Below are 23,969 nucleotides of genomic sequence, written 5' to 3'. Positions count from 1 at the left end.
GTTGTACTTACCGTTTAATGGAACGATACACGGAAGCTCTACAAGACTTTAACTGTGTCATTGAACTTGACCCTAAATATGCTTGGGCGATCACAAGTCGTGGTGAAACTTACCGCTTAATGAAGCAATACACCGAAGCTCTACAAGACTTTAACCGTGCTATTGAACTTGACCCCAAGCTTGACTGGGCGATCGCAAGTCGCGGTCAAACTTACCGCTCAATGAAGCAATACACCGAAGCTCTACAAGACTTTAACCGTGCCATTGAACTTGACCCCAAGCTTGACTGGGCGATCGCAAGTCGCGGTGAAACTTACCGCTCAATGAAGCAATACACCGAAGCTCTACAAGACTTTAACCGTGCCATTGAACTTGACCCTAAATATACCTGGGCGATCGCAAGTCGCGGTGAAACTTACTGCTTAATGAAGCGATACACCGAAGCTCTACAAGATTTTGACTGTGCAATTGAACTTGACCCCAAAGATGCCTGGGCGATCGCACATCGCGGTGAAACTTACTTGATGCTAAAGCTATACAATGAAGCTCTTGCAGATTTCAACCATGCTATTGAATTAGATTCTAATGATGATTGGTATTTGTACAATCGCGCTTTAGCCTACCTAGCCCTTAACCAACCAGACAAAGCACGAACTGACCTAGTGCTTGCCATCAAGCTTGTTAAGCAGAATTACGAAAAAGATACTAAAGACTGGCGTAATGCCTTTAATTTAGCTCTTTACTGCTTGGCTGCTAATTATACTCAACCAGCAGAGCGATTATATCACTATGCCTTATCTAAAGGTGCTTCCTCAGAATCTATTCGTGAAGCTATCCAAGACCTAAATGACTTTTTAGCTGTCTTCTCTAACCATCTGCAAGCTACATCCATGCGACAGTTGTTGCAGTCTTCTCTAACTGAGGTTGTGTAATTTTCACTAGAAATTGTGAAGCGATACCTGGGTTAGGCTACCCCTACAGTCTTCCATTAGAAGGGCATAGTCCTTAGACCTCTTGCATAAATGCTTAAATTGCCATGTTGAACGGAGTGAAACATCTGATAAGATTCTTCTCTCCACTGCGTTCTGCTCAGAATGACATTCCTAATTTTTTGACTTTTGCAAGAGGTCTCTTGACTAACTGGCATTTGTCGCCAATTTACCAAGACGCTTCAATACACGCAAAACTGTATACAACTTATTCCCTGGATTGAAGATGTAAAATAAGCGAGACAAGGCATACTTTGGTATATCTTCTTTAACCAACTTCAGAAAAATAAAACCACCGCCATTGGTAATTAGTCCGTATATTGGTTTATCCGTGTTAGATATTGCCAACGTATAAGCTAGCAGTTGTGCTTTACCAACTTCTACAGAAAAAGCTGCTTGTTTGGACTCTATAACTATTACTACTAGCTGTTCAAATAAAATTAAGACATCAATCTGCCCTTTGACCGTTACGCCTTCATCGTCAGCAGTAACTTCTACAGACTTTTCAGATTTGACATGAAAAGGCGATAAATAAAAGTCTGCTAAATCTAGTAAGGGAGACAGCACCACCATCTTAACGGTGTTTTCTAGCAAAGGAGAGTACTTTAGTAAATTGGCGTAACTTGCCTTAACTCGGTCGAGTTGTTGTTTTTCCGTGTCGGTTATTTCTGGTAATTTATCTTGCCACTCTCTAAAAAATTGCTCATCCTCAACCAATTGCAGTCCAAAACTGTTCTCTAAGTCAAGTAGGGTAATTTCTTTAGCTTGTATTGTTTGAACCATAATCCCAAAATACTTTAGTAAATCGTCGTGAAAGTCAATGTACTTTTAGGCGAAACTAGAGATGCTAACAGAAAAAGTAAAACCACGCTTGGACGATTAACAATGAAATCAACAGACGAAAGAGAACAGTTAATTAAAGATATTAACGTACTGTTACATCAAGCTTATGACAGTACTTTAGATGAAATTTATGCAGTCTTAAAAAGAATCGATGATGTAGAGGACGAAGAAGACTTAAAAGCCATTAAAGAAACTAGGGAAGATATACGCATCAATGGTACTGTGTCTTGGGATGAAATTCAAAACGAAATCAAAAATGAAATAAACAAAAATGTTGCGTGAGTTACGAAGTTAAATTTTCAAAGGTTGCGAAAAAGCAGTTTCGGAAACTACCTCTAGACGTACAAGAGCGCATAAAAATATAAGCGATCGCAATTCTGTATCCCTACGATATCAGCCAGGTAAAAATGGGATTTGTCTAAATCCACTCAAATCCCTGTGTAGCTAGAAATTCTTTAGCTGGTTCCAAAATATTTTTGTTTAAAATCAGGGTGATTTTTGGAGAACTAAGATACAAACGAAAATGCTTAATACTAAATAGTTGGTTAGCAGGTTCAATTTTCCTAATGGCACTCCAGGGAATCAACAACGGCGTAAGTCCAAAACTAAACAATGGGAAAATACTCAGATAAATCCCTTGAGGATTTGTACCAACATTTAAAGTTCCTTTGTAGTTTATCAACCCCACACAACCGCTTTGCATTCGGGAGAAGTTTTGTGGCGCCGCTTCTTTCGTGCGGTAGAGTTTAGCAAGGCGATTCCAATCATGACAAAATGCAAAAATCGTGACTATCATGCCAAGCATAAAAGAAACGATGTGTATCCAATCAGGGTTATGTAGCATTGGTTTTTAAGTCATTGATGATTGATGCTTCCACTGTAAGCGATATCTAACGACAAGCTTCAGTGCATCTACGTATTCATCAATCAACCACATTCCCTTGAATTTTTCCAATTTATGGGAGCATCGCAGTTAAGAATTGTTCAATAGAAACCCTATTCATTCAAAAAACTGGCCTTAATTAAAGCCAGTTTTTTGATTTTATTGCAAACTTCTAGCGGACTTAGGGCCGAGTATTAACGGAACACACTTGAGAAGATATTATTAAGCTTTCTCACGAAAATGTCAAGATTTTATGAATTATTTCCCCAAAGTTTGCCATTATATATCGCAATTTCCCTTAAATTCTCAGGCTGTGCTGATAAACTCTTGTCCCCAAAATGCTGATTCATCAAGGCTGGAACCTGTGCAGCTTGAATTTGGCTATGGCGTGTTTTATCTGGCATAACTAAATTCGGCCCAGCTTTACAGTTCTTCATACAACCAGTGCCCTTGATTGTAACTTGGTCTTCTAAACCGCGATCGCTTAGAGCCGCCTCCAACGCTTGACAAACTGCTTTACCACCACGTTTCATACAATCAGACTTTTGACACACCAAAATCGTGGCCTTAGTCTTAGCTGGTTTTACCTTGACATTATCAATAGATGGGGGTTCGTGTGGTGCAGCGATGGTTTGAACTGCCGCTATTTCAGAACGTGCCGCCATCACACGTTCAGCTTTCAGCGTAACTTTGTCTTTTTTTATATCGTATTCTTTATAACCAACAACTTGTAGCCAAGTACCTGCTGGTAGCCGCAAGTCAAAAGCAGCCCGTAAATGTTTAGCGAGTTTAACGTAGTATTCACCCTCATGAGTGGCCAGCAGTAAACCTTTCAGCTTATAGCCATCTTTAATAACAAAATCTATAAATCTGCCCTCAAGGCAAAATTCTGAGACTTCCATCTTGTGAGATCCACCCATTTTTTAACCTCCTTTTAATTAATACAAGCTATCGAGCGAGATATTTTTAGCAGCTAAAGATTAGAACTGTTGGTAGCGACTTTTCCAGCAACACTCAAGAGTCCAAATCTGGTCTTGACGAGAGGCTGTAAATCGCCGTACTACACTCCAAAGTTGAACAGCCGCAGTCGGATTGCTAATTTCAACTTTTAATGGCTGGTTAGCGGCACAACTACAGGGAATGTTTAACTCCTCTAAGCGTTGATAAACTTGCCAGCGGTCTACCCAATTCACCTCTACAAGGTGGTTTATTTCTATTTCTGAACTATACGATTTCAAGAGAATTGCCCTCAAAGTGCAACAAATTTGCAGTAACTACCACCATTTAACTCCCTGCTTTTTGAAAGTCTAAGTAGTCTGGTTTCTTTAAACCAGCATACCTTAAGTGCAAACAATTCTCATTAATTTTGGAAAAAAAAATAAAATTTTTGCAATCATACCATAAAGGAGATGACGAAGAGTATTAGGACAAGGAGGTATTTACTCCCCCGTCTCTCCTAACTCCCTTGGTAAGATTGCACACTTAAGTATTTATGTCAATACTAATGAGAAATATATACAACTTGATCAGCGTACCATAATCCAGCAAACGATAAACTTAAGACTTTTAGTAAACAAAAATACAAAATCTTGTGATGGCAAATTGGCTTGCTGTTATTGTGAAAATGTTAATATGTAAAGAATGAGCAGTTAAAATCATATAATTGCTAAATAGCAAGGAGAACAATGTCTGAAACGCAAACTTTGTTACGGAATTTTGGTAATGTATATGACAATCCTGTGTTGCTGGATCACAGTGTAACTGCTCCAGTTACAGAAGGATTTAATGTTGTATTAGCTAGTTTCCAGGCACTGTACTTGCAGTACCAAAAGCATCATTTTGTAGTTGAAGGCTCAGAATTTTACTCTCTGCATGAGTTTTTTAACGAAAGCTACAACCAAGTACAAGATCACGTTCATGAAATTGGCGAACGTTTAGATGGACTGGGTGGTGTGCCAGTAGCTACATTCAGCAAACTAGCAGAATTAACCTGTTTTGAGCAAGAATCTGAAGGCGTATATTCCTCTCGCCAAATGGTGGAAAACGACCTAGCTGCCGAACAAGCAATCATTGGCGTAATTCGTCGTCAAGCTGCTCAGGCAGAGAGTTTAGGCGATCGGGGCACACGTTATCTGTACGAAAAGATTTTGTTGAAAACTGAGGAACGTGCGTATCATTTATCTCACTTCCTCGCCAAAGACAGCTTAACTTTAGGGTTTGTCCAAGCAGCTCAAAGCTAAAATTCTCATCATCTAGATTTGTCTACCTAGACACAAAGAAAAAGTTGGCAGCCCAACTATTAAAATATTATAAAAAATGGCAGAGAATGGTATCCCTATTTCTCTGCCATTTTTCATCTAAGTAAACATATTTATATAATATTTAATGTTGAAAATATTTAGCAATTAGCTATTTTAGATAAATTTTTATCTAAGTAATTTATTTGTGCATAAATAAGTAAACAGATAGATACCAAAATAAATCATCATTTATCCCAAGGTTCATCAAATTAAATAATAAAAATTCGCAAAAGCTTTATAAATTTAAGCATCATAATTAAATAAAATTAGAAATACAAAATAATCGTTGGGGATTGGGCATTGATAAGAGACAAGGTAGACAAGGAAGAGGGGAGAGATAAGAGACAGACTTGTTCAATAATTCACCCTTGTCCCCCTTGTCCCCTACTTTTTTTCTCCCCACTCCCTTCCTGTCATCAAACTTAGAAAACTTAATAATAAAAAGCACCATAGGGGGTAAAGACCCTTAAAATGATCAGGATTTGTATTCTCGTATTCCAAGGCAACGACTATGCCCCGCCGTGACGACCTCCGGAAGATTCTACTGTTAGGCTCTGGCCCAATTGTGATTGGACAAGCCTGTGAGTTTGACTACTCTGGCACTCAAGCCTGCAAAGCACTCCGAGAAGAAGGCTATGAAGTGGTTTTGGTCAACTCCAACCCTGCAACGATTATGACCGACCCAGAAACGGCCGATCGCACTTACATTGAGCCGCTAACTCCAGAATTGGTCGAAAAAGTCATCGAAAAAGAACGCCCTGATGCTCTACTACCAACGATGGGAGGACAAACTGCCCTCAATCTCGCCGTTGCTTTAGCCAAAAAAGGGGTGTTGGAAAAGTACGGTGTTGAGTTAATTGGCGCTAAACTCCCAGCAATCGAAAAAGCCGAAGATCGAAAGCTGTTTGGTGAAGCAATGGCAAGGATTGGGGTAGCTGTATGTCCTAGCGATACAGCCGAATCTTTAGAAGAAGCCAAAGCTGTTGCCCGCCAAATTGGTAGTTATCCCCTAATTATTCGTCCAGCTTTCACAATGGGTGGAAGTGGCGGTGGCATTGCCTACAATCAAGAAGAATTTGAAGAAATGGCACAGGTAGGTATAGATGCTAGTCCTGTTTCGCAAATTCTCATTGACCAGTCTTTACTAGGCTGGAAAGAATATGAACTCGAAGTGATGCGTGACTTGGCAGATAACGTGGTGATTATCTGTTCCATCGAAAACCTTGATCCGATGGGCATTCACACCGGAGACTCTATTACCGTCGCTCCCGCGCAAACCCTCACTGATAAAGAATATCAAAGGCTGCGGGATATGGCAATTAAAATTATCCGCGAGATAGGTGTGGAAACTGGCGGTTCTAATATTCAATTTGCCGTTAATCCTGTCACTGGAGATGTGGTGGTCATTGAAATGAACCCGCGCGTTTCCCGCAGTTCAGCCTTAGCTTCTAAAGCTACGGGTTTCCCCATCGCCAAGATGGCAGCAAAGCTAGCAGTAGGCTACACCTTGGATGAAATTAAAAATGACATCACTAAGAAAACTCCGGCGTCCTTTGAGCCGACAATTGACTATGTGGTAACAAAAATCCCCCGCTTCGCCTTTGAAAAATTTCCTGGCTCCGACCCAGTGCTGACAACCCAAATGAAGTCTGTGGGGGAAGCGATGGCAATTGGGCGAACATTCAACGAATCCTTTCAAAAGGCACTGCGATCGCTTGAAACCGGACGCGCTGGTTGGGGTTGCGATCAAGCCGAAAAATTACCCAGTGGCGAACAAATTCGCGCTCAACTGCGGACACCTAACCCCGATCGCATTTTCTCCGTACGCCATGCTTTGCAACTAGGAATTAGTGCTGAGGAAATCTACGAACTGACTGGTATTGACCCGTGGTTCCTAGATAAATTTCAGCAACTGCTAGATGTTGAAAAATTCCTCAAGCGGACACCTTTACAGCAATTGACAAAAGAACAACTTTATGAAGTGAAGCGGGACGGATATAGCGATCGCCAGATTGCTTACGCCACCAAAACCACCGAAGATGAAGTTCGCGCCTACCGCAAGTCACTAGGAATTATCCCAGTTTACAAAACCGTAGATACCTGCGCCGCTGAGTTTGAAGCCTTTACCCCTTACTACTATTCTAGCTACGAAGAAGAAACAGAAGTTTTGCCAGCAACCAAGCCAAAAGTGTTGATTTTGGGTGGTGGTCCCAACCGCATTGGACAGGGAATTGAGTTTGACTATTGTTGTTGTCACGCCGCCTATGCCTTGAAAGATGCGGGGTATGAGACGATTATGGTCAACTCTAATCCAGAGACAGTTTCGACAGATTACGATACCAGCGATCGCCTTTACTTTGAGCCTTTAACAAAAGAAGATGTCCTTAATATTATCGAAACTGAAAATCCAGTTGGGGTGATAATCCAGTTTGGCGGGCAAACACCGCTAAAGCTGGCTCTCCCATTACAAGAGTTTCTCAGCAATGACACTTCAGAACTCCTCACTAAAATTTGGGGTACATCGCCAGATTCAATCGACATGGCAGAAAACCGGGAGCGGTTTGAAAAGATTCTCCAACAGCTCAACATTGCCCAACCGCCTAATGGTATTGCTCGGAGTTATGAAGACGCGCTGATTGTCGCCAAACGCATTGGTTATCCAGTGGTGGTGCGTCCCAGCTATGTGTTAGGGGGACGGGCGATGGAAATCGTTTATTCCGATGCTGAGTTGGAACGCTACATGACCTTTGCGGTATTAGTGGAACCAGAACATCCGATTTTGATTGATAAGTTTTTGGAAAACGCAATTGAAGTCGATGTTGATGCGATCGCCGATCATACAGGACGAGTAGTGATTAGTGGTATTATGGAACACATCGAACAGGCAGGGATTCACTCAGGAGATTCCGCTTGTTCCTTACCTTCCATTTCCCTATCACCAGCAGTTCTCAATCAGATTCGCACTTGGACGATACAGCTAGCACAAGCATTGTCAGTCGTTGGGTTAATGAATATTCAATTTGCCGTTGTCGGCGCAAGCAGCTATTCTCCCCAAGTTTACATTCTAGAAGCTAATCCCCGCGCTTCTCGCACAGTGCCATTTGTATCTAAAGCTACAGGCGTACAGTTAGCGAAACTAGCATCTTTAATTATGTCGGGCAAAACCTTAGAGGAGCTACATTTTACAGAGGAAGTCATTCCTACACATATTGCTGTAAAAGAAGCAGTATTACCCTTTAATAAATTCCCAGGAACTGATACAATATTGGGCCCAGAAATGAGATCCACTGGTGAGGTGATGGGGATTGACAGCGACTTTGGCCGTGCCTTTGCCAAAGCGGAGATGGGTGCTGGGGAGCGTTTACCGTTAACGGGAACTCTATTTGTATCAATGAGCGATCGCGATAAAGCTGCTGCAAGTGGTGTGGTGAAGGAATTTATCGATTTGGGCTTTACAGTGATGGCTACTCTTGGTACACGCCGAGTTCTTCTCGAACAGGGATTAAATATTGAATTAGTGTTAAAACTCCATGAAGGTCGTCCCCACGTCTTAGATGCGATCAAAAACCAGAAAATTCAACTTATTATCAACACACCATCAGGGGAAGAAGCCCAGACTGATGCTAGGTTAATCCGCCGCACAGCCTTAGCTTACAAAATTCCCATCATTACTACCATCGCCGGTGCAAAAGCTACCGTCGCCGCCATCCGTTCCTTACAAAATACGACTTTGGATGTAAAAACCATCCAAGAGTACTGCCCGATCTCTAGGGAGTAGAGAGTAGGGAAGCAGAAGAGCAGGGGAGCAGGGGAGATAAGGGGAATGACTACCCCAATGCCCCATGCCCCATGCCCTATGCCCAATTCTCAGAAAAAATTAAACAATTGTTAGAAGAGAATGAATATAGTTCTCATTGAGATACTTTAACAAATATGAGGAAAATTATTTGAACTAGATAATTTCTTAAATTGACTTTTAGTCAGCCTTAAGTATAGAGGGCAACGTTGGATGAACTGGAAAAACCAGGAAATTTTATGTCGCCATCTAGCCAAAATCTTCTCATAAATGTTACAATTGTTAATAGGACTTCCATAAAAATGTTTAAAAAGCAACCTTTTATCTAACTGTAGATACTTGTGAAAAGTAGGAAATAACTGTAGTTTTAGCAGTTAAGAAGCCTAAATGTGATTATTATCAGCAGCCGAGTTTCTCAGGCGCGTAAGTTGCAAACCGTAGTATGGGTTTCCAGTCTGACTGGGTAAACCCTAATAAATAAACAAAAGCATCTATCCCTTAATGACCCTACCGCCAAACCCATCATTACCAAAGAGTAGCGCCATGAAGACCGCTCAGACAGCCACAGACCTCGTGCGGACTTACCTGCGTGAGATTGGCCGTGTGCCACTCTTAACCCACGAGGAAGAGATTTTTTATGGTAAACAGGTGCAACGTTCCTGCGCTTTGCACGAATCAAGAGAATCTCTTGCCACCCAGCTAGGTCATCAACCGACTCTAGAAGAGTGGGCCATAGCGGCAAACCTAGAACCAGCAGAGTTGAACGAAGCGATCGCAGATGGTGAAATTGCCAAGCGCAAGATGGTAGAAGCCAATTTGCGGCTGGTAGTCTCTGTTGCCAAAAAATACATCAAGCGCAACGTCGATTTACTAGACTTGATCCAAGAAGGTAGTATCGGTATGCAAAGGGGTGTAGAAAAGTTTGACCCCACCAAAGGATATAGATTTTCTACTTATGCCTATTGGTGGATTCGGCAAGCGATTACTCGTGCTATAGCCGAAAAAGCTCGTACCATTCGGTTGCCGATCCATATCACCGAAAAATTAAATAAGATAAAGAAAGCACAGCGCCAATTGTCTCAAAAGTTGGGACGCGCTCCGACGGCTGGGGAGCTAGCTCAAGAATTAGAATTGACGCCCAAACAAGTACGAGAGTATTTAGAAAAGGCGCGTTTGCCTCTTTCCTTGGATTTGCGGCTGGGTGATAACTACGACACCGAACTCGGAGAAATGCTAGAAGATCCAGGAGCTTCTCCCGAAGAGTTTGTTATGCAATCTTCCCTATCTTATGATTTAGATCGCTTAATGGGCGATCTCACGCCACAACAGAGAGAAGTAATCACACTACGCTTTGGCTTAACTGATGGGCAAGCCCTGACTTTGGCTAGAATTGGTGAAATATTGAACATCAGTCGAGAACGAGTCCGACAAATTGAGCGAGAAGCTTTAAGCAAACTTCGCAAGTCTAAAGCCAACATGGATGAATATTTGGCAAGTTAGGAGTAAGGAGTGATGAGTTTTTAATTAACTCCCCACTCCTTACTTATTTATTAGGGTGAGAAAATACGCTGACTTTGGTACGGTTACACCTACTTCCACTCTGACGCTAGGCTGTTAAATTAGTTGACAGGAAGACAAAATAACTAAGTCAAATCCAAAAAGACATTTAATATTCAAATCACAAACACCGCAGCTAATAGTGGTAGTTAAGGAGCTAAAAAATGAGTAACCCATCCAATCGTGTCTCAGAATTTTTTAATAGTGAATCAGAAACTAACGATTTACTATGGCAGTACGTTAAATCCTTGAGTCCAGAGACAGTTACCCAGCTATCCAAACCCACGTCTGCCGAAGTCTTTCAAGTGATGGAACGGAATATTACAGGACTATTAGGTAATCTACCTTCAGAACACTTTGGTGTTACTGTAACTACAAATCGGGAAAATCTAGGTAGGCTTCTTGCTTCTGCGATGATTAGTGGTTATTTCTTGCGTAACGCTGAACAGAGAATGAATTTTGAAATGGCCCTACAAGGAACTGAAACTGACAACAGCGAAATTGACTAAAAATGTAAAATTTGGGAAATTCAATCAATAGTTTTGGACTAAATAACTAGTCATAGTTACGGTGATACGAATTGAAAATAAGTCTCTGCGAAATCTTTGCCGCTAATTTCCAATTATAGATCAGCTAAGTTTTTAAGATATCCAAAATAGTGACGAATTCAGGTTGAAATATTAAACGCAGAGGAACGCGGAGTCTTTGATTTCGCTTCTCTGTGAACTCTTGTAATTTTTTGATTCATTCAATCAATCATATAATGTCCGGCTAGTTAGTTATAATTCCTAAACCTATGCAGAAAGCATAAAAATTCCTCTCTTCTAACCCTCTGCGGTTTTAATAATAAGTTTTTAACTGAACACGATATTAAAGGCGTATTTATAAATGATTAATGCACATTTGTGGATAAACGAACAGTGCTAGATGACCTTTGCAATAAATCTCAACTCGGCAGAGCTACAACAAATCTGCCGAGTTTTGTTATTAGTCAAGAATAAAAATTTAGGAATTGTTCCCCCTACTCCCGATTCAACTATGAGTGAAACCAGTTCTTTCCCACCCCATAAAATTATTGGTGTTGCAGTAATTTGGAATGACCAAAAGCAAATTTTAATTGACCGTCGTCGTCCAGAAGGAGCGATGGGTGGTTTGTGGGAATTTCCTGGTGGTAAAATAGAGCCAGGTGAAACCATTCAAGAATGTATCCAACGAGAAATTTCCGAAGAACTGGGAATAGTAATTGAAGTGGCAGAGCATCTGATTACTATTGACCACAGCTATACAAACTTGCGCGTTACTCTTACAGTACATCACTGCCGACATGTTACAGGTGTCCCCCAACCTTTAGAATCCGATGAAATTCGCTGGGTAACTTTAGAAGAACTAGAGCAGTTTACTTTTCCGAAAGCAAATATTCAAATTATTGCTGCATTAAAAGGGAGTGGGGGAGCAGAGGAGAAATCAATTCAAAATTCAAAATGACGCTCGCGGACTCGCTAACGCTGCGCTAACAAAATTCAGAATTGAAGATTCAATCCCAATGCCCAACGCCCTATGCCCAATGCCCCATGCCCAATGACCAATGACTAATGACTAATCCCGTAACAATCTATTAATTGCATCAGGTTGAGTCCCGCAATTTTCTACAATAGGCGCAGGGACTTTGATTTAAGGTGTCAGCAAATAAATGCCTAAAACCGTTGCCGATGTAATGAGCCGCGATCCTATTGTTGTCCGGGAGGAAACTCCACTCAAGGAAGCTATCCAAATTCTCGCAGAACGCCATATCAGCGGAGTACCTGTTGTGGATGATCTCGGTAAATTGGTAGGCATTATCTCGGAAACCGATTTGATGTGGCAAGAAACTGGTGTTACTCCACCTGCGTACATTATGTTTCTTGATAGTGTTATCTATTTAAAAAATCCTGCTACGTATGACCGTGATTTGCACAAGGCTCTAGGGCAAACCGTCGGGGAGGTGATGAGTAAAAACCCGATCGCTATTTCCCCTGATAAAACTTTAAAAGAAGCAGCTACAATCATGCACGATCGCAGCGTTCACCGCTTACCAGTACTTGACAGCACAGGTTTAGTAATTGGTATTCTCACTCGTGGTGATGTTATTCGCGCAATGGCTGCTAGTCAAGATTAGTCAAAAATAGAGACGCGATTAATCGTGTACAAAAGCCAAAACTAGAGACGCGATTAATCGCGTCTGTCTTTTTTATACATTTGAAAATCAAGGATAACTAAATGAGTATTACTCCGGAGTCTGTTAAGCAATTGCTCAGTTCTGAGGATTTAGGCGATCGCTTACGTGCTGTAAATCAAATCCGCCAATTGGAGCCAGCCGTTGGCTTTGAATTAATTCAAAGTGCGATTGGCGATCGCAATTCCCGTGTTCGTTACTCAGCTGTGAGTCAAATGGATACACTCGGAACCCAAGATTTACAGTTATCCTTGGATATCTTGCGTGATCGCTTACTTCATGACTCCGAAGTAGATGTACAAGCAGCAGCAGCAGACTGTTTGGGCGCTCTGAAGTTACGTGAAGCTTTTGAGGATTTACAGCAGCTTTATCATACAACCGATGAATGGCTAATACAATTCAGTATTATTGCTACATTAGGAGAGTTGGGCGATCCACGAGCTTTTGAATTACTTAAAGAGGCACTTTCATCAGAAAACGAATTAGTCCAAACTGCTGCTATTAGTTCTTTGGGTGACTTGGGAGATGTACAAGCAGTTCCTCTGTTGGCTCCCTATGCTAGCAATCCAGATTGGCAAATTCGTTACAGACTTGTACAAGCCTTGGCTCGTTTGGGTAATCCAGAAGCCAAATCTATTTTAGAAACTCTGGCTAATGATGAAGTAGATGCGATCGCAAGCGAAGCGAAACAATCTTTGCAGTCACTTTAAGTCTATCTAAGGTTAAGAAAATTCACCATTCATATAGATTTATCTAGTAGGATTAAAAATTCGACCTGGTTGGGAAAATTTTGCATTCCAGCCAGATCGAAATAGATCAATTAGAGTTACTTTTAGCAATTAAAAGTAACTTTTTTATATTTAGGATAGGACTATTGAATTACACTTTTGCGACGGCGAGACATAACCATTACTGCACCTACTGCACCCAAGCCTAGCATTGTGGTTGGCTCAGGAACGCTAACTGCGTTAAGAGTTAATTGATAAGTGCTTGTCTTTCCAGAAAGAGAAGCGCCCAAATTGCCTGTCGCGATAGTTTGTCCATTGAAATTAAATTTCCCTGTAATCCCATCCAATATCACGTCATTAATGTCAGTACCCGATTTCCGAATTCTGGTAACTACAGAATCATCTAGGTCAAAGCTAAGAAGCGCAGTAGTACTACCTAGGGTTCGCGATCCGAAATTAATGAATGGAGTGTAAACGCCTGTAGAATATGTAGCTGTTGTGCTTGATATATTAGCTATCTTGGTTAAATTTAGAGTGTTAATGGTAATACCTGTGCCTGATAAGGTTGGTGAGAAGGCTAAAAAATCATCGCTAGTATTACTGGCAACATTAACATTCTTAAACTTAATAGTAGTACTAGCTGGATTGACTCCATCATTAGGAATGACAGCTGTACCACTAAGACCAATACTCCCAGTCAGGCTTACAGCTTGAGCCGAACCAGCAGATGTAAACATCCCAGCAGTAGCTAAGGGGATTGCAAAACTAGCAGCCAGAGTCGCGTTTAGTAATTTAGATTTAAAACTAATCATTAGCGTTTGAGAGTCCTAATAATAATCTGCAACAGAGAAATTGATTGCTTAACCTTTACTATCAGTAATCTATTTAAAATACTGTCAGTGAAAGCGAAACTTGTGTGATGTATTTCTTATCTCCATAAAATCACATAGATTTATAACCTGCAATATTTACTGAGTGGTCTTCATCACATCTTCAACTAGTAAATCGTCTTCATAAAGTTTTAATTTCTTACATATCTGCGCTTCGTATATCTCTGACTCTTTAGGGCTGAAATTATAGGCAATAGCTCTAATTTGAAGAAAAACTATTTACGTAAGCACAATCGCAAGAGTATGTTTTTATACTTTTATTTGTTAAACTATATTTTAGATAAATGGAGTATGAAGTGTATATATAATCTTTCTAGTTACTAAATATTTAGTGAAACGGTTCCTCTCATAGAATAAATGGGAGGAACCGCTGTTTTTGTTTACTATAGATAGTCTTTTTGAATGTTTATAACAAACAGCTAGTTGCTAGCTATTTCCTTTGTTCTCAAATCTGTCAGATTTTTTAAATGCTAAGAGCCATATACCTGTGGCCAGGTTGTCACAACAAAAACTACAACTGCGGCGATCGCTAACAACCCTTGAATCAAATTTCCAACCAAAGACCCGACTACAATTCCTATACCTGCTTTAATCGCCAACCCAAATTCACGTCGGTAAAGGTACTCACCAATAATTGCTCCTAAAAGCGGGCCTAGTAAAATTCCTAACAGTGGTCCTCCAAAAGGTAAAGTTGGCAATAATCCCAAAAATCCTACCACCAAACCAACAATTGCGCCAATTTGCCCCCACTTGCTAGCTCCTGCTTGTTTTGCTCCTAGATAGCTAGCTAAAAAATCCACTCCAACACTGATTAGTAAAACTATAATTGTCACAATTAGTGGAATCTTGATAGCTGCAAAAGAACTACTAACGATTCCCCAGATGATAATTGCAATTAAAATTAAGCTGCTACCGGGAATGGCTGGAACTACAGCACCAATAATACCCACAACCATTACAGCAACTAATAGCCAATAAATAATTTGCATAGATCAATTGTAAACTTCCAAATTTTTTCATAAGGGCGGACATCTGCGCGCCCCTACTGTTTATTCTATCTGGGTAAGATAGCGAAAAATGCCTAGTACACTATGGTGCAAGTTTGCTTAATTTTTCTAAACTGCTATTTAAAAGCTCAAAACCCATGACGAGAAAAATATTAACTGGACTAAGTTCTGAAGCCTACGAGCACCCCTTTGATCGCAAAGCCTTGGCTTCTTTGCAAAATATGCCCGGTGTTTCCTTGCTACTCAAAAAAATTAACGAATACGGTATTGATCGCCTACTTAGACTACAAAGCCTTGGTAGTGAAATCAGAATTTCGCCGCGTAATTTTCCCGAATTACATCAAACATTTGTAGAAACCTGCCAAATTCTTGATGTTGCTCCAGTTCCTGAATTGTATCTATTTCGAGGCACAGGTCACATTCAAAGCTACATTGTTGGCGTGGAAAAACCCCTTGTCGGTATCAATTTAGATGCAATGGAGTGGCTTGGCGTAGATGAGTTGCTTTACATTTTCGGACACGAAATCGCTCGCATCAAGAGTAAGCACATGATTTATCACCAAATGGCAATTGTTATGCCAACGTTGAAAAATTTATTGAGCAGTACCACTCTGGGGGTTGGTGGCTTAGTAGCTGGTGGAATGGAACTAGGTTTGTATAATTGGCGGATGATGGCTAGGTTCACCGCCGATCGAGCTGCTTTATTGGCTTGTCAGGATATTGATGTAGCAACTACTACATTGATGAAACTGGCAGGTTTGCCAGATGAGTACTTGACTGCTGCTGTAGTTGAAGATTTCCTTGTCCAAGCCCGTGAGTTTGCATCCAATAACTTTGATAGCGTGGATAAAGTCACCAAAATATTAAGCTATACAGAACATGGGCTTTCTTGGGTAGTTATGCGAGCTGGCGAATTATTAAAATGGGTTGATTCTGGAGCTTATGATAATTTAATTCAACAGACAAATTTAAAGACACCGGAAGAACTAGAAGAAAATGAAGGAAAGATACCAGAAGAAAAGGAAGGTTGGAATTTTTTGACTTCTTGGTGAGTTAATAATTCGTAATTCGTAATTAACTTATAAAGGCTAAACAAATAACCTTACCCCACACCACTAACTACAATTTCACCAATTGCCTTTAAAATGCCCTACAACGCGTGATAACCCTCTAACCATACAAATCATATAAGAGAATATGATAATTGGTAAAAAGCTGCTTTACGTACTAATTTTTTGTGGGATGGGAGTTAACGGTTTTTTGTATCTGAGTTGGTTTTTATCACCTCCTAACCCTGATAGAGTAGGCTACTGGTTTTGGATATATTTATTTGTATTTCCTTATCTTGGCTTTTTGGGAATAGCTGCTTTAGTGCTAAGAAATTTACTTAGTATTCCTTCGAGTATTGGCATTATCTTGTTACTATATGTCGGAATTCTAACAATTCTCGCAAACTCGTTCCAGTTAGGCTTAGGCTGGATGCTAGGTTGGTTACCTTATTTAGGCTATGAGTTTGTTCATTTGATTTTATTTGCCTTAACATTGTTGTGCCTGATTGTGTTTGTGCAACGGCGATATTAGCTTTAAGCATCTTTGGAGCCTAACGACATTTGATAGGAACAATCGCACTCTTACACTCCCTGCCCCAAGGCACTTCCAGAAAATAAAATGCCCAGCCGTATCAATAATATTTTTCGCACAACCGAGATATCTAGGCGGTAGCCTCTAAAATCCGTCGAACTCACGTTAAATTTAGGTTAAGTTGCTTGGTTGGATAAATTCGAGCCAAGAGTAACGGCTAATTTATCAGCAATTCCTGCAATCCAGTTTTCATCTTGTTTGGTGTAACTGCGAGGAGCATTTGCTCCCAAAATTAATGCACCTTGGTTGCCAATAGGTTGACAAATTACACCTTGAGTATTCTCTGGTAAATAATCAAATTCAACTTTACCTGGATATATTTTTAGAGCAACTAGATAAATCGGTTTTTGTTTTTCGAGTATCTGTTTTAGGATTACTCCTGGCACAACTTCAGATTTAGTACCCAGAATCCCGCGACGCAACAAAACTTTACCTTGATAAAAAACTACAAGCGATCGCGTTACTGTGTTAGTCAACAATAAATGAGATGCCCAGGCTAGCTCTGTTTTTACAGATTCTGGTAAATCTGCTGCTAGTACAAAACCTTCTTCTCCAATTAGTTCTACAGTATCAGGCGATCGCGGCTGAACTTGCTGCCAAATTAAACCCGTCAAAATTAATACCGCACTCAAAATCACGCCCACTACATCACCACGCGATTGAGACTGGGTTAATTCCGGTGTCAATAAACGGTTAATCAATAAAAGTACAGCGCCTAGCCCACCCACGACAATGGGTAGACGCCGCAAAACTCGATTAGGATCAGGTTTAGTCATTAGAAATTGGGCATTGGGCATTGGGCATGGGGATTGAATCTTCAATTTTGAATTTTGTTAGCGCAGCGTTAGCGAGTCCGCGAGCGTCATTTTGAATTTTGAATTGATTTCTCCCCTGCTCCCTCATCCTCACTCCTCCCCTGGTTCAATAATCCGTTGGAAAAGATAACCAGTACCCCGCGCGGTGAGAATCAATTCTGGGTTGCTAGGATCATCTTCTAATTTTGCCCGCAAACGCGATATATGCACATCTACTACGCGGGTATCTACATGACGTTCTGGTGTATAACCCCATACTTCCTGCAAAATTTCCGAACGAGAAAAAGCTTCCCCAGAGCGACTGACTAACAACTCTAACAAGCTGAACTCCATACCTGTCAATCGAATCCGCTCATCGCCTTTGTAGACTTGTCGCTTATTTGTATCGATTTTAATATTAGCGACATGGATTACCCCAGAACTGGGAATTCCAGAAGCACCGTTTTTATCTACTCGCCGCAGCACCGAGCGAATCCGGGCTTCTAGCTCCTTGGGGGAAAATGGTTTAACTACATAGTCATCAGCACCTAATTCTAATCCAGTGATGCGATCAGCTACATCACCCAAGGCTGTTAACATAATAATGGGGACATCTGATTCTTTTCGTAATTCTTGACATACACCATAGCCGTCTAGCTTTGGCATCATTACATCTAAAACTACTAAGTCAGGCTCAGTTTTGCGAAAAGTATCCAAAGCTTCTTCCCCATCGCCAGCGGTTACTACATCGTAGCCAATCATGGAAAGGCGTGTTTCCAAAATCCGGCGAATGCTGGCTTCGTCGTCTACCACCAAGATTTTTTCTTTATGGCTTTCCAAGTTTCTCTAGGCTCCTTGACTAAAAATTTACATGATTAATTTTTAATACCATAATATTAAGATATCATTCCATGAATTGATTTGGAAAAAGCTCTAAATACCACTATTATTGGTTTTTAGTTTTTTTTAAGAATTAAGTAAATATTAAGATTATTTAATAATATTTAAGAATGGCAAAGCCAAAAACATTTTACACTTGTAACGAATGTGGAGCAGAATCGCCCCAGTGGTTTGGTAAGTGTCCAGCTTGCGGCACTTATAATTCTCTAGAAGAACAAATTTCTATTCAATCCTCAGTAGATGTGCCCAGTCGGGGGGGAGTGAGTGGTTGGCAATCAACTCAAGGCAATGGCAAATCTCACGGAAAACCAGCTAAAGCGCGAGCCTCTTTAACATTCGATCAAATTACCGATCGCCAAATCGCTCGTTGGGAGTCTGGTTATGGAGAATTAGATCGAGTCCTTGGAGGTGGGGTTGTCCCTGGTTCTATGGTGCTGATTGGTGGCGATCCGGGTATTGGTAAATCGACTTTATTGTTGCAAGTATCTAATCAATTAGCACAGAAATATCGCATCCTTTACGTAACTGGTGAAGAATCAGGACAGCAGGTAAAATTACGAGCTTCCCGTTTGGGAGTATCAAAAACTCTAAGTGTGGTAAACCAGGATCAGGTAACAGTAGTAGGTACTACACTTCCTATAAACCCTGACAGTATAAATGCAGATTTATATGTACTGCCAGAAACAGATTTAGAAGAAATTTTACGGGAAATAGACTCTCTCAAACCAAATGTGGCGGTGATTGATAGTATCCAAACAGTGTTTTTTCCGGCGCTGACTTCTGCACCAGGTTCAGTAGCTCAGGTACGGGAATGTACCGCAGCACTGATGAAAGTAGCGAAGCACGAAGATGTCACTATGCTGATTGTGGGACACGTCACCAAAGAAGGAGCGATCGCCGGGCCAAAAGTTTTAGAACATTTAGTCGATACAGTGTTGTATTTTGAAGGCGATCGCTTTGCCTCGCATCGGTTATTACGGACAGTGAAAAACCGCTTCGGTGCAACTCACGAAATCGGCATCTTTGAAATGGTGACAGATGGATTGCGAGAAGTTGCCAATCCCTCAGAGTTATTTTTAGGCAACCGTGACGATCCTGCACCTGGTACTGCTATTGTGGTGGCTTGCGAAGGTACTCGCCCGATAGTTGTGGAATTGCAAGCTTTGGTGAGTCCCACAAGTTATCCCTCCCCTCGTCGTGCAGCAACTGGTATAGATTACAACCGCTTAGTGCAAATTCTTGCCGTTTTAGAAAAACGAGTAGGAATTCCTATGTCCAAGTTAGATTCTTATGTTGCTTCGGCGGGTGGGTTGAATGTGGAAGAACCGGCGGTAGATTTAGGAATAGCGATCGCAATTGTAGCTAGTTTCCGCGATCGCATCGTCGATCCCGGCACAGTATTAATCGGTGAAGTTGGGTTAGGTGGACAAGTGCGATCGGTTTCCCAAATGGAACTAAGGTTGAAAGAAGCAGCTAAATTGGGATTTAAACGAGCGATCGTCCCTAAAGGACAAAAATTCCCCAATCTTGATATTGAGATTTTACCCGTTGCCAAAGTAATAGATGCGATTATTGCCGCCATCCCGCATCAAGAATTGACAGCCGACGATTTAGAACCCGATGAAGATTAGTAACTACTGGGTACTAAGAAATTGTTCCCAAATTTGGCAGGGTTCAAAGCAAATTCCATAATTTTTACAAGTAAAAACCCAGTCCCCAGTCACTTTTACACATCAAAGGACAATCCACCATGACAACCTTCACCCAAGACTACCAAATCACTTGGGAAAAACTACCTGATGATTACAAACTGCCAGATGATCCAGTGGATAACATCAACCAACCAGCCTTAGCTGCTGCACTCACAGAAAGCCTACAATTAGCCGGAAAAATTTCAGCTAACGCCCTAACAACAACTAATTACGGCATTTGTGCCACTCTAAACAACAAAATGGTCATTAAAGCTCCTGATTGGGCTTTCATTGCCAAAATTAATGTTAGTAGAGAAGAAGTAATACGCAGTTACACACCTCAATTACAAGGTGACATTCCCGTAATTGTGATGGAATTTGTTTCCGATACACAGGAGACAGAATATTCTATCAAAGCGACATATCCCCCAGGAAAATGGTTTTTCTACGAGCGCATCTTAAAAGTGCCAAATTACATTATCTTTGAGCCAGATAGGGGCAGTTTCGAGATGTATTGCTTACAAAATGAACAATATATTTTGCAAGAGCCTAATGAAAATCAACGCTACTGGATAGCAGAAATAAATCTTTACCTTGGAGTGTGGCAAGGTACTCGTGAAAATCGCCCAGGAAAGTGGTTACGGTGGTGGGATGAACAAGGAAATCTTTTACCTTGGGGAACAGAATTAGCCGAACAAGAACGCCAACGTGCCGAACAAGAACGACAACGCGCCCAACGACTAGCAGCACAATTGCGAGCGGCAGGAATTGAACCTGAAGATTAGACTTCTTGTAAATAATTTAGGATTGCTAGGTTTAGTTAAAAATTTGCTAAATCTAGCATTTTTTTATAGCAATAAAATTTTAAATAACTCGAATTTGACCTAATTTATTGACATTAAAATTTGGGAATTATTGATAGAAATTTTGGAATTTCTAGTTGACAAGTATAATTTTATACTTTATGCTAAAAGCATGATAAAGGCGATCGCCCAATCCCGCAAAAGATGAATGCGATCGCCCTTATCTAGCCCCCTTATCAGGAGATAAATACAATCATGGCACAAGAAGAAGATTCCGCCCAGTCAAAATTAGAACAGTTCTTAGGTGAGTATTTAGATACACCTACTGTCAAACAATCAACTGAAAGTCCATCTCCTAAGAGAGAACCGATTAAGCATATATTGATTGGTTCAACCAAAGCTGTTACCAGTACAATTCACTATTTGCAGGTAATTGGCTACGCCAGCGTAGGAGATTGGAGTCCACTGGTATCCACCGACAACCCAGATGAGGTAATGAGTATTTTAATCCGGCAAATTCTGATGCAATAAACCCTAATTAGATCCTCGACTTTTTAAAAAAGTCGGGGATCTGGACAGTGTAAATTTTCACAAATTAGATAGGATTATTGGATTAATTTCTGTCTATTCCCATGTCCCTGTTTTCTGTCTCGTTAGATTCTTGTGCTTCATTAGCAATCATCCCATTGATGTAGGTAACAATTATCACTAACTCCCCAATTGCTTCCAGTTCAGCCGCTTCTTCTGGTGTCTGAGAATCAGCTGTTTTTTTATCAACAAGTTCTTGCATCCGATCTGACAATTCATCTGTAATTTTAAATAGATTAATATTACTGACTTTTTCAAGTTGAATACCTTTCTCTAGCCAGGATGAGGGTTTAATAGGTGCGATCGCCATAAGTTTCTTACAATTGGATATATTGCTTATTGTAGGCTCCATCAGTATTGCTTAAAGTTTACCTTGCTAAATGCCCGTAATGAAACAAATCAAAATTATTATAGAAAAACATTCTGACGGTTATGTTGCCTATCCTCTTGGTATAAAAGGGGCTGTAGTTGGTCAAGGAAACACTTATGAAGAAGCCTTAGCCGATGTCAAGTCAGCTATTCGCTGCTATATCGAGATATTTGGCAAAGAAATACTCGAAGATGACTCACCAGTAATCGAAGCTTTTCTGACAGAAGCAGAGGTTGCTATTTAATGCCAAAGTTTCCTGTTGATGCGCCTAAAAAGAGAGTTGTCAAAGCATTTGAGTTATTAGGTTTTCGCATTGTGCGAGAACGAGAACATATTGTCATGGCGCGAGAAAATGAAGATGGATCGCAGACACCATTGGTAATGCCTAATCAATCTCAAATTAAATCGGGGACATTAAGAGCAATTTGCACTCAAGTAGGTATCTCGCGGGACGAATTCTTAACAGCCTATGAGCAAAGTTGAGTAAAGAACTTAATGTAGAGTCATTGCATACAAAGTTTACACATCAACCTTGCCAAAAACTGATGTTTACGATATGTCAAAATAAAATATCAGTAAAACTACAGTCTTGACTAATGGCGTGGAATTCGGGGCAGCAGTTATTTGGTGGACGCTACATTATCGAGAGAAAATTGGGCGAGGGTGGAGTTGGTATTACCTATCTCGCTAAAAATCGACGCGGTGAGTTGCGAGTTATCAAAACTCTCAGAGAACAAATCCTCAATCATCCCCAATGGATACCACATCAAGATAAATTACGGCATGACTTCCGAGATGAAGCTTTGCGACTGGCTTTATGTCGCCATCCTCATATTGTGCAGGTAGAAAACGTCTTTGATGAGGAGAATTTGCCATGCATGGCGATGGAGTACATCGAAGGCGAAGATTTGGGGAAGCTGATAACCGAAAAAGGGGCGTTACCAGAAGCAGAAGCACTACTATATATTAGGCAAATTGGCGATGCGTTGACTGTGGTTCACGAAAAAGGCTTACTGCATCGGGATTTAAAGCCGAATAATATTATGATGCGTGCGGGTAAACCAGAGGCCGTACTAATTGACTTTGGTCTTGCTAGACAATTTATTGCGGGTGCAGTTTTACAGCATACAGAGAGTTTTACTCCTGGTTATGCGCCTCCAGAACAGTATGTACCTCATGCCGAACGGGGAGAATATATTGATGTTTATGCTTTAGCAGCCACACTGTATGCTTTACTGACTGGACAGTTGCCTATGCCAGTACCAGCTAGACTACAAAATTTTACCCTGAAACCGCCTAAAGATTTGAATTCGAGTGTAAGCGATCGGGTGAATCAGGCAATTATGAAGGGGATGGCGTTAAATTACAGGTTTCGCCCTCAGTCAGTGCAGGAGTGGTTGGATTTGTTGGATGCAGGGATAGTAGCACCAACACAACCTGTAACATCTCCCCCCTACACGCCCCCATCTTGGGAATGCGTCCACAATATTCTGGGGATTTCTGGAATAGTCGTCCTTAGCCCCAAGGAAGATATCTTAGCAAGTGTGGCAGGTTCAGTTATTCACTTGTTTTCATCAACTACAGGTCAACTTCTCCGCACCCTGAGTGGTCATTCCAGTTCTGTTAATTCCGTCGCCATCAGTAGTGATGGGCAAATGTTGGCTAGTGGTAGTAATGACAAGACTATCAAACTGTGGAATGTGGCAACAGGCAAAGAAATTCGCACCCTGAGTGGTCATTCCCACTGGGTTAATTTCGTCGCCATCAGTAGTGATGGGCAAATGTTGGCTAGTGGTAGTGATGACAAGACTATCAAACTGTGGAATGTGGCAACAGGCAGAGAAATTCGCACCCTAAGTGGTCATTCCCACTGGGTTAATTTCGTCGCCATCAGTAGTGATGGGCAAATGTTGGCTAGTGGTAGTAGAGACGAGACTATCAAACTGTGGAATGTGGCAACAGGCTCAGAAATTCGCA

General features: G+C 41.0%; 26 protein-coding genes. 17 read left to right on the top strand and 9 right to left on the bottom strand.

Going from position 1 to position 23,969, the window contains the following annotated elements:
• Positions 1 to 932 (top strand): tetratricopeptide repeat protein (locus tag V7K56_RS27790; RefSeq protein WP_334915751.1); only part of this gene is annotated, 932 nt, incomplete at its 5' end.
• A gap of 204 nt (positions 933 to 1,136) precedes the next feature.
• On the opposite strand, the gene V7K56_RS27785 is transcribed toward V7K56_RS27790, so the two are convergent.
• Positions 1,137 to 1,772: a restriction endonuclease subunit R gene (locus V7K56_RS27785; protein ID WP_334915749.1), complete on the bottom strand. Its 636-nt coding sequence runs from the start codon at positions 1,770 to 1,772 to the stop codon at positions 1,137 to 1,139.
• A gap of 27 nt (positions 1,773 to 1,799) precedes the next feature.
• Between V7K56_RS27785 and V7K56_RS27780 the strand changes: the two genes are divergently transcribed.
• On the top strand, positions 1,800 to 2,114 hold the full coding sequence (locus tag V7K56_RS27780) for a hypothetical protein (protein WP_334915747.1): 315 nt from the start codon (positions 1,800 to 1,802) through the stop codon (positions 2,112 to 2,114).
• A gap of 136 nt (positions 2,115 to 2,250) precedes the next feature.
• Here the strand turns inward: V7K56_RS27780 and V7K56_RS27775 are convergent, their stop codons facing one another.
• The 3 genes from V7K56_RS27775 to V7K56_RS27765 form a co-directional block, all read right to left on the bottom strand.
• Entirely contained in the window at positions 2,251 to 2,676 is a 426-nt protein-coding gene (locus V7K56_RS27775) for a hypothetical protein (protein WP_334915745.1), read from the bottom strand.
• Between the two features lie 290 nt (positions 2,677 to 2,966).
• Positions 2,967 to 3,635: a (2Fe-2S) ferredoxin domain-containing protein gene (locus V7K56_RS27770; RefSeq protein ID WP_334915743.1), complete on the bottom strand. Its 669-nt coding sequence runs from the start codon at positions 3,633 to 3,635 to the stop codon at positions 2,967 to 2,969.
• A 60-nt stretch (positions 3,636 to 3,695) separates the two neighbouring features.
• A complete protein-coding gene (locus V7K56_RS27765) occupies positions 3,696 to 3,953 on the bottom strand; it encodes an Asr1405/Asl0597 family protein (protein WP_334915741.1) in 258 nt (85 codons plus the stop codon).
• 447 nt (positions 3,954 to 4,400) lie between these two features.
• On the opposite strand from V7K56_RS27765, the gene V7K56_RS27760 reads away from it, so the two are divergent.
• From V7K56_RS27760 to nblB, 7 genes are all read left to right on the top strand, one after another.
• Positions 4,401 to 4,955, top strand: coding sequence for a Dps family protein (locus V7K56_RS27760; RefSeq protein ID WP_100898647.1), 555 nt, complete (start codon positions 4,401 to 4,403; stop codon positions 4,953 to 4,955).
• Positions 4,956 to 5,526: 571 nt separating this feature from the next.
• The gene (carB, locus tag V7K56_RS27755; RefSeq protein WP_334915739.1) at positions 5,527 to 8,793 is read left to right on the top strand and encodes a carbamoyl-phosphate synthase large subunit; all 3,267 of its coding nucleotides are present in this window, start codon (positions 5,527 to 5,529) and stop codon (positions 8,791 to 8,793) included.
• A gap of 561 nt (positions 8,794 to 9,354) precedes the next feature.
• Positions 9,355 to 10,311, top strand: coding sequence for an RNA polymerase sigma factor, RpoD/SigA family (locus tag V7K56_RS27750; RefSeq protein ID WP_334915737.1), 957 nt, complete (start codon positions 9,355 to 9,357; stop codon positions 10,309 to 10,311).
• A gap of 221 nt (positions 10,312 to 10,532) precedes the next feature.
• Complete coding sequence (locus V7K56_RS27745) at positions 10,533 to 10,877, top strand: DUF760 domain-containing protein (RefSeq protein ID WP_334915735.1); 345 nt, start codon at positions 10,533 to 10,535, stop codon at positions 10,875 to 10,877.
• Positions 10,878 to 11,406: 529 nt separating this feature from the next.
• Positions 11,407 to 11,853 (top strand): 8-oxo-dGTP diphosphatase MutT, encoded by a 447-nt coding sequence (mutT, locus tag V7K56_RS27740; protein WP_334915753.1) that lies wholly within the window; start codon positions 11,407 to 11,409, stop codon positions 11,851 to 11,853.
• Between the two features lie 205 nt (positions 11,854 to 12,058).
• Positions 12,059 to 12,523, top strand: coding sequence for a CBS domain-containing protein (locus tag V7K56_RS27735; protein ID WP_334915732.1), 465 nt, complete (start codon positions 12,059 to 12,061; stop codon positions 12,521 to 12,523).
• Positions 12,524 to 12,624: 101 nt separating this feature from the next.
• Positions 12,625 to 13,290 carry a phycobilisome degradation protein NblB gene (gene nblB, locus V7K56_RS27730; RefSeq protein WP_334915730.1) on the top strand — a complete coding sequence of 222 codons (666 nt, stop codon included), beginning with the start codon at positions 12,625 to 12,627 and terminating at the stop codon, positions 13,288 to 13,290.
• A gap of 161 nt (positions 13,291 to 13,451) precedes the next feature.
• On the opposite strand, the gene V7K56_RS27725 is transcribed toward nblB, so the two are convergent.
• Positions 13,452 to 14,120: a PEP-CTERM sorting domain-containing protein gene (locus tag V7K56_RS27725; protein WP_334915728.1), complete on the bottom strand. Its 669-nt coding sequence runs from the start codon at positions 14,118 to 14,120 to the stop codon at positions 13,452 to 13,454.
• A gap of 548 nt (positions 14,121 to 14,668) precedes the next feature.
• Positions 14,669 to 15,187 carry a DUF456 domain-containing protein gene (locus V7K56_RS27720; RefSeq protein ID WP_334915726.1) on the bottom strand — a complete coding sequence of 173 codons (519 nt, stop codon included), beginning with the start codon at positions 15,185 to 15,187 and terminating at the stop codon, positions 14,669 to 14,671.
• A gap of 155 nt (positions 15,188 to 15,342) precedes the next feature.
• On the opposite strand from V7K56_RS27720, the gene V7K56_RS27715 reads away from it, so the two are divergent.
• On the top strand, positions 15,343 to 16,257 hold the full coding sequence (locus tag V7K56_RS27715; protein ID WP_334915724.1) for a M48 family metallopeptidase: 915 nt from the start codon (positions 15,343 to 15,345) through the stop codon (positions 16,255 to 16,257).
• Positions 16,258 to 16,402: 145 nt separating this feature from the next.
• Positions 16,403 to 16,786 (top strand): hypothetical protein, encoded by a 384-nt coding sequence (locus V7K56_RS27710; RefSeq protein ID WP_334915722.1) that lies wholly within the window; start codon positions 16,403 to 16,405, stop codon positions 16,784 to 16,786.
• A gap of 176 nt (positions 16,787 to 16,962) precedes the next feature.
• Here V7K56_RS27710 and V7K56_RS27705 read toward each other — a convergent pair whose 3' ends face one another.
• Both V7K56_RS27705 and rpaB read right to left on the bottom strand, forming a co-directional pair.
• The gene (locus V7K56_RS27705; RefSeq protein ID WP_334915720.1) at positions 16,963 to 17,622 is read right to left on the bottom strand and encodes a cofactor assembly of complex C subunit B; all 660 of its coding nucleotides are present in this window, start codon (positions 17,620 to 17,622) and stop codon (positions 16,963 to 16,965) included.
• A gap of 129 nt (positions 17,623 to 17,751) precedes the next feature.
• Positions 17,752 to 18,480 carry a response regulator transcription factor RpaB gene (gene rpaB, locus V7K56_RS27700; RefSeq protein WP_292866575.1) on the bottom strand — a complete coding sequence of 243 codons (729 nt, stop codon included), beginning with the start codon at positions 18,478 to 18,480 and terminating at the stop codon, positions 17,752 to 17,754.
• A gap of 170 nt (positions 18,481 to 18,650) precedes the next feature.
• Between rpaB and radA the strand changes: the two genes are divergently transcribed.
• The 3 genes from radA (at position 18,651) to V7K56_RS27685 (ending at position 21,565) form a co-directional block, all read left to right on the top strand.
• Positions 18,651 to 20,171: a DNA repair protein RadA gene (radA, locus tag V7K56_RS27695; protein ID WP_334915718.1), complete on the top strand. Its 1,521-nt coding sequence runs from the start codon at positions 18,651 to 18,653 to the stop codon at positions 20,169 to 20,171.
• Positions 20,172 to 20,290: 119 nt separating this feature from the next.
• Positions 20,291 to 21,016: a Uma2 family endonuclease gene (locus V7K56_RS27690; protein ID WP_334915716.1), complete on the top strand. Its 726-nt coding sequence runs from the start codon at positions 20,291 to 20,293 to the stop codon at positions 21,014 to 21,016.
• Positions 21,017 to 21,289: 273 nt separating this feature from the next.
• Complete coding sequence (locus V7K56_RS27685) at positions 21,290 to 21,565, top strand: hypothetical protein (protein WP_334915714.1); 276 nt, start codon at positions 21,290 to 21,292, stop codon at positions 21,563 to 21,565.
• Between the two features lie 82 nt (positions 21,566 to 21,647).
• On the opposite strand, the gene V7K56_RS27680 is transcribed toward V7K56_RS27685, so the two are convergent.
• Positions 21,648 to 21,974 (bottom strand): hypothetical protein, encoded by a 327-nt coding sequence (locus tag V7K56_RS27680; RefSeq protein WP_334915712.1) that lies wholly within the window; start codon positions 21,972 to 21,974, stop codon positions 21,648 to 21,650.
• A gap of 37 nt (positions 21,975 to 22,011) precedes the next feature.
• Here V7K56_RS27680 and V7K56_RS27675 point away from each other — a divergent pair, with 37 nt between their 5' ends.
• The 3 genes from V7K56_RS27675 to V7K56_RS27665 all read left to right on the top strand — a co-directional run.
• The gene (locus V7K56_RS27675) at positions 22,012 to 22,236 is read left to right on the top strand and encodes a type II toxin-antitoxin system HicB family antitoxin (RefSeq protein ID WP_334915710.1); all 225 of its coding nucleotides are present in this window, start codon (positions 22,012 to 22,014) and stop codon (positions 22,234 to 22,236) included.
• Positions 22,236 to 22,475 carry a type II toxin-antitoxin system HicA family toxin gene (locus V7K56_RS27670; protein ID WP_334915708.1) on the top strand — a complete coding sequence of 80 codons (240 nt, stop codon included), beginning with the start codon at positions 22,236 to 22,238 and terminating at the stop codon, positions 22,473 to 22,475. Before V7K56_RS27675 ends, V7K56_RS27670 begins: the two co-directional genes overlap by 1 nt.
• Before the next feature lie 113 nt (positions 22,476 to 22,588).
• Positions 22,589 to 23,969: serine/threonine-protein kinase (locus V7K56_RS27665; protein ID WP_334915705.1), on the top strand; the 1,381-nt coding region annotated here is incomplete at its 3' end.

This window comes from Nostoc sp. (assembly GCF_036917535.1).
Lineage (GTDB): Bacteria > Cyanobacteriota > Cyanobacteriia > Cyanobacteriales > Nostocaceae > Nostoc.
Note: the sequence above shows the minus strand (reverse complement) of the source record. Positions and strands in the feature narration are given on the sequence as shown.

What these genes read in the sequence shown, in the direction of transcription:
- V7K56_RS27680 (WP_334915712.1), bottom strand. Translation starts at nt 21,974, where the DNA reads ATGGAGCCTACAATAAGCAATATATCCAATTGTAAGAAACTTATGGCG.
- V7K56_RS27670 (WP_334915708.1), top strand. Translation starts at nt 22,236, where the DNA reads ATGCCAAAGTTTCCTGTTGATGCGCCTAAAAAGAGAGTTGTCAAAGCA.
- V7K56_RS27720 (WP_334915726.1), bottom strand. Translation starts at nt 15,187, where the DNA reads ATGCAAATTATTTATTGGCTATTAGTTGCTGTAATGGTTGTGGGTATT.
- V7K56_RS27690 (WP_334915716.1), top strand. Translation starts at nt 20,291, where the DNA reads ATGACAACCTTCACCCAAGACTACCAAATCACTTGGGAAAAACTACCT.
- V7K56_RS27715 (WP_334915724.1), top strand. Translation starts at nt 15,343, where the DNA reads ATGACGAGAAAAATATTAACTGGACTAAGTTCTGAAGCCTACGAGCAC.
- V7K56_RS27770 (WP_334915743.1), bottom strand. Translation starts at nt 3,635, where the DNA reads ATGGGTGGATCTCACAAGATGGAAGTCTCAGAATTTTGCCTTGAGGGC.
- radA (WP_334915718.1), top strand. Translation starts at nt 18,651, where the DNA reads ATGGCAAAGCCAAAAACATTTTACACTTGTAACGAATGTGGAGCAGAA.
- V7K56_RS27735 (WP_334915732.1), top strand. Translation starts at nt 12,059, where the DNA reads ATGCCTAAAACCGTTGCCGATGTAATGAGCCGCGATCCTATTGTTGTC.
- V7K56_RS27775 (WP_334915745.1), bottom strand. Translation starts at nt 2,676, where the DNA reads ATGCTACATAACCCTGATTGGATACACATCGTTTCTTTTATGCTTGGC.
- V7K56_RS27725 (WP_334915728.1), bottom strand. Translation starts at nt 14,120, where the DNA reads ATGATTAGTTTTAAATCTAAATTACTAAACGCGACTCTGGCTGCTAGT.
- V7K56_RS27710 (WP_334915722.1), top strand. Translation starts at nt 16,403, where the DNA reads ATGATAATTGGTAAAAAGCTGCTTTACGTACTAATTTTTTGTGGGATG.
- V7K56_RS27750 (WP_334915737.1), top strand. Translation starts at nt 9,355, where the DNA reads ATGAAGACCGCTCAGACAGCCACAGACCTCGTGCGGACTTACCTGCGT.
- carB (WP_334915739.1), top strand. Translation starts at nt 5,527, where the DNA reads ATGCCCCGCCGTGACGACCTCCGGAAGATTCTACTGTTAGGCTCTGGC.
- V7K56_RS27760 (WP_100898647.1), top strand. Translation starts at nt 4,401, where the DNA reads ATGTCTGAAACGCAAACTTTGTTACGGAATTTTGGTAATGTATATGAC.
- V7K56_RS27785 (WP_334915749.1), bottom strand. Translation starts at nt 1,772, where the DNA reads ATGGTTCAAACAATACAAGCTAAAGAAATTACCCTACTTGACTTAGAG.
- V7K56_RS27745 (WP_334915735.1), top strand. Translation starts at nt 10,533, where the DNA reads ATGAGTAACCCATCCAATCGTGTCTCAGAATTTTTTAATAGTGAATCA.
- V7K56_RS27705 (WP_334915720.1), bottom strand. Translation starts at nt 17,622, where the DNA reads ATGACTAAACCTGATCCTAATCGAGTTTTGCGGCGTCTACCCATTGTC.
- V7K56_RS27685 (WP_334915714.1), top strand. Translation starts at nt 21,290, where the DNA reads ATGGCACAAGAAGAAGATTCCGCCCAGTCAAAATTAGAACAGTTCTTA.
- nblB (WP_334915730.1), top strand. Translation starts at nt 12,625, where the DNA reads ATGAGTATTACTCCGGAGTCTGTTAAGCAATTGCTCAGTTCTGAGGAT.
- mutT (WP_334915753.1), top strand. Translation starts at nt 11,407, where the DNA reads ATGAGTGAAACCAGTTCTTTCCCACCCCATAAAATTATTGGTGTTGCA.
- V7K56_RS27675 (WP_334915710.1), top strand. Translation starts at nt 22,012, where the DNA reads ATGAAACAAATCAAAATTATTATAGAAAAACATTCTGACGGTTATGTT.